The sequence below is a fragment of the Natronomonas sp. genome (assembly GCF_046710025.1).
GTDB lineage: Archaea > Halobacteriota > Halobacteria > Halobacteriales > Haloarculaceae > Natronomonas.
Genome location: NZ_JBKEGK010000236.1, coordinates 1 through 3,830, shown reverse-complemented (window position 1 = coordinate 3,830; position 3,830 = coordinate 1). Strand labels below are relative to the sequence as shown.

Sequence of the window (3,830 nt, the reverse complement as noted above, 5' to 3'; positions counted from 1 at the left end):
CAAAGGGTTTGATGTCCAGGACGGGCGTGCCATCGATGGCATCGAGACCGTGGACGCGCAGCTCCAGCCCATCGCGTTCGAGTAGCTCGACAGTCGTGGTCCCGATCGGACTCGGCCGGTTAGGGCTACGACAGGCGAAGGTACCGCGTTCGACGCCGTACCGGCGCGGCCCCCGGAGCGTCGGCTCCTCGGCCTCGTGGATGTAGAAGACAATCGTGAGGTGATTGTTATCTTCAATCCGGTACAGTGCGTCCGCGTACTCGGCGTCGACGAGGATCGTACTCTCGGCGTCGCGCATCTCGTCCGGATCGGCCGGTTCTTCGAAGTCGCTGTGTACCGTCCCTATCTGTGTTACGTTGAAATTCATCGTAATACGCTGTGTCAATCGTCGGTCGTAACTCGATCGGGCGCTTGCGGTTCCCGAACTGAACGATCCATAGCGGTTCCGCTGTCGACCGGTCCCGTTCCGACGGGCGCCTCGGGCACGACAAGTCGACGGCCTTGGTGCTTGCGAACAGACGCCTCGACGCCGTACACTGCCCGGATTATCTCGGGCGTCAGCACGTCCGGCTCCCCGACAGCGTGGAGTCTTCCGTCAGCCAGCAGCGCGACCCGATCGCAGTAGCGAGCGGCGAGGTTGAGGTCGTGGATCGCGACAACCCCCGTCACGTCGCGCTGGCGGACGTGTTCGACGACGAGGTCCATCACTTGGAGGCGGTGTTTCAGGTCGAGCGCACTGGTCGGCTCGTCGAGTAACAGGGCGGACGGGTCGCCCACGAGGGCGCGGCCTAGCCGGACCTTCTGGCGTTGCCCGCCCGAGAGGTCGCCCACGTTCCGGGCCGCGAGGCCGTCGAGTCCGAGGCGCTCGATCGTCGTCTCGACGGCCTCCCGGTCGCAGTCGCTTGGCGTCCACCCGCCGTGGGGCCGTCGTCCCTGCAAAATCGTCTCGAAGACCGAGGCCGGGAACGCCCGGGATTCGGTCTGGGGAACGTACCCGATTTCGCGAGCCCGCTCGTCAGCCGCGAGGTCGCCCACCGGGTCGCCCTCGAGAGAGACTTGTCCCGCGTCTGGCTTCAGCAGCTGATTACAGCACTGCAACAACGTACTCTTCCCGGATCCGTTGGGACCGAGGAGACCGAGCAGTTCGCCCGACTCGGCCGTGAGGTCGATGCCCTCGAGGACGGGGTCGTCACCGTACGCGAACCGAAGCTGCTGAATTTCGAGACTCACCAGTAGGCCCTCCCTTCGACGACGAGGTAGATGAACAGCGGCGCGCCGATGAACGACGTGAGGATCCCGACCGGCAACACCACCGGCGCGAGAACCGTCCGGGCGACTGTGTCCGCCGCGACCAGCAAGGTCGCACCCACCAACGCCGACGCCGGCATGAGGTACCGCTCCGTGCCGCCGATGACCATCCTGACGATGTGCGGGGCGACCAGCCCGACGAACCCAATGATACCCACGAACGAAACAATTAGCGCGGTCACGAGCGAGGCGACTGCCATCCCGCGAATCCGTAGCGACTCGACGTTCACGCCGAGACTTTTTGCCGTGTCCGTTCCCGCGTCGAGGACGTCGTAGTCCCAGCCGTGGCGGACGAAGTACGCGGTCGCCGCGAGGACGACAGCGAGCAGCACGAGCACTTTCGGCCAGCCCACCCGGCCGACGTCGCCGAACGTCCAGTAGACGATCGCTGCGACTTCGGTGTCGCTGGCGAAGTACTGCAACAGCGTCAAGCCGGCCTGGAACAGCGAGCCGAGCGCGACGCCGGTGAGGATCATTGTCTCGGGCGTGGCCCGCCGATAGGTCACCAGCAACAGGATCACCCCAGTCGAAACCATTCCCGCCAGAAACGCGGCGATCGGCGTCAGCGACGTGGCGAGGAACCCACCGGCCGTTGCCCCCACACCGACGCCGGTGATGAGTATCGCCAGCGCCGCACCGAAAGCCGCTGCCTGGGAGATCCCGAGCGTGTACGGCGCGCCGAGGGGATTGCGGAGGACGGTCTGCATCGCCGCCCCGGCCACGGCGAGGCCGCCGCCGGCCGCGACGGCGGCCAGCACGCGTGGCAGGCGATTTCGCCAGACAATATTCCGGTGGAGTTCCGTGCCACCGCCGGCGAGGGCTGCGAGCAGGTCGGCCAGCGGAACACGAACGGAGCCGACCGCGAGCGCGAGCAGGGTTGTGACGACGAGCAGGGCTGCAACGCCACCGAGAAAGCCGACTCGACGCCGGGCCGCTCCCCGGTGACTGGTCGTGGCAGTGTCTGTCATCTGAGCTCGACTCGCTGGAAGGCGTCGTGCGTTTCGAGCAACTCCCTGTACAGGCCCGTGCCGAGCATGGTCTCGAAAATCTCGTTCGTCGTCGCTTCGACGTCGACGTCCGCAAAGTGATCGGGATAGACCGTTTTCCCGACGAAGTAGGCGTTTGCGAGGATCGACCCGTAGTTGTGGTGGTACGTCGCGTGTGGCAGAATCGAGTACATCTCGCCGGTCTCGACCGCTCGGATCGAGTCGTACTCGGGACTCGAGGCCGCGTCCTCGCGAGCGCGCCCGAGGTTCGACGCGCTGAGAAACACCGTCCCAGGATCCCACTCGAGTAGCTGTTCGTCGCTCACCTGCACCGACGGGGCGTCGGTGTCGATTCCGGCTGCGACGTTCTCGACACTCGTCCAGCGGAACGGCGCGAACCGCTTTCGTGTCGTCGCGATCCCGTGAGCGCCCTTATAACTGATCGCCCCAACGTACGCCCGGTTGCGCTCGCCGGCCGCGATTCCATCCGTTCGCGTCCGGAGGTCTTCGATCGTCTCGCTGACGAACGCGATCAGTGTCTCGGCGCGGTCTGTCTCGCCCAGCACGTCGCCGAGGAGCCGCCAGGTGTCGAACATCGTCTTGCGCGCCTCGCGGTCGACGAAATCGACGATCTCGAGGCCGACGACCGGCGTGTCCGTCTGGGATTGCAGCGACTCGGCCCGGGAGCTATCCCCGTAATAGAGGATCACATCCGGATCGACGGCGAGGAGCTCTTCGCTGTTGCCGCCGGCGTTGGGACCGGCCGCGCCGATCACTCGGTTCGCGTGGAGTTCGGGATACGCCAGGTTGTACGGGGCAGACAGTATCGATGCATCCGCATCCTCGACGCCGACGACGCGATCGGTCGCAGCGAGATAGGCGACCTGCCGGAGCGCACCTGGCCCCACCCCAACGACCCGCTCGGCGCGTTCCGGGACCGGGACTTCCCGCCCGAAGCCGTCGGTGATCTCTCGTGACGTATCCTCCGTCCCCTCCCCGGACGCCGAAATCCCGTCCAGACACCCCGAAGCGCCGAAGACAGTGCCGACACCGAGCGCCCTGAGTACGGACCGTCGCGATTGCATTGGCTACGTCCCGGTAGTCTCTGCCGAAATAATACTATTTCGGATTCAAGTAATACTTTGAGATCTCTGGACGACCACCTTCTAGGGACGGGGTATCTAACGATTCCCCTTTTCTTAGGGATGGAAATCTAATCTCACATCAATGAGATAGGATTATGAGTAGTATTGTCTAGTTGAGCACCTCCGTAACGAGAGTGCGACCATCTACTGCTTGACTCGGGCGTTGGCGGTTGTAGTAGTATCTGAACCGCCGCTGTCAACGTTTTGCGCTGGCTTGACTGCCCTGCCAGTATGAATGGAAGCAGTTGATCCGCATCAAGACAGTTTGGAACTACTTTTCGACATGGTTCCGATCCTCGTAGCCGAGATGACCGATCAGGTCGTGTCGAGCGAGGGCAGTCAGATAGCTACCAGCATCGAGGAGAAACTCTGTCTCGGAAACATCGTGTTT

The 3,830-nt window shown here is 64.0% G+C and carries 4 protein-coding genes and 1 pseudogene; all 5 read right to left on the bottom strand.

What is annotated here, in order from left to right; genetic code table 11:
- A partial coding sequence (gene tsaA / locus ACI944_RS12845) for a tRNA (N6-threonylcarbamoyladenosine(37)-N6)-methyltransferase TrmO (protein ID WP_411719432.1) occupies window positions 1-367 on the bottom strand: 367 nt, incomplete at its 3' end.
- 14 nt (window positions 368-381) lie between these two features.
- Window positions 382-1,230, bottom strand: coding sequence for an ABC transporter ATP-binding protein (locus tag ACI944_RS12840; protein ID WP_411719431.1), 849 nt, complete (start codon window positions 1,228-1,230; stop codon window positions 382-384).
- On the bottom strand, window positions 1,227-2,276 hold the full coding sequence (locus tag ACI944_RS12835) for a FecCD family ABC transporter permease (protein WP_411719430.1): 1,050 nt from the start codon (window positions 2,274-2,276) through the stop codon (window positions 1,227-1,229). Before ACI944_RS12835 ends, ACI944_RS12840 begins: the two co-directional genes overlap by 4 nt.
- Window positions 2,273-3,379 carry an ABC transporter substrate-binding protein gene (locus tag ACI944_RS12830; protein WP_411719429.1) on the bottom strand — a complete coding sequence of 369 codons (1,107 nt, stop codon included), beginning with the start codon at window positions 3,377-3,379 and terminating at the stop codon, window positions 2,273-2,275. Before ACI944_RS12830 ends, ACI944_RS12835 begins: the two co-directional genes overlap by 4 nt.
- Window positions 3,380-3,548: 169 nt before the next feature.
- A pseudogene (locus ACI944_RS12825) lies at window positions 3,549-3,830 on the bottom strand (IS6 family transposase); the annotation flags it as partial.

Bases quoted from the DNA above. Each gene is read 5' to 3' on its own strand.
- ACI944_RS12835 (WP_411719430.1), bottom strand. From the start codon at position 2,276: ATGACAGACACTGCCACGACCAGTCACCGGGGAGCGGCCCGGCGTCGA.
- ACI944_RS12830 (WP_411719429.1), bottom strand. From the start codon at position 3,379: ATGCAATCGCGACGGTCCGTACTCAGGGCGCTCGGTGTCGGCACTGTC.